1 pseudogene is annotated in these 267 nt (G+C 46.4%); it reads left to right on the plus strand.

Going from position 1 to position 267, the window contains the following annotated elements:
• Positions 1–267: pseudogene (locus tag UF75_RS25995) on the plus strand (UDP-N-acetylglucosamine 1-carboxyvinyltransferase); the annotation flags it as partial.

Below are 267 nucleotides of genomic sequence, written 5' to 3' on the forward strand. Positions count from 1 at the left end.
CATACTGTTATACCGGATCGGATCGAGGCGGGAACCCATATGATTGCTGCAGTCATGACTGAGGGAGATGTGTTGATTAAGAATGTAGTACCAGAGCATTTGGAACCGGTTATTGCAAAATTGCGCCAATCAGGAGCTATTATAACTCTGATGGATGAGGCTATCCGTGTTCAACAGAGGGGAAGAATTAGCGGGGTGGATCTTAAGACGATGCCTTATCCCGGATTTTCCCACAGATATGCATCCCCAGTTTATGGCAATGCTCTC

This window comes from Desulfosporosinus sp. I2 (assembly GCF_000960765.1).
Classification (GTDB): domain Bacteria; phylum Bacillota; class Desulfitobacteriia; order Desulfitobacteriales; family Desulfitobacteriaceae; genus Desulfosporosinus.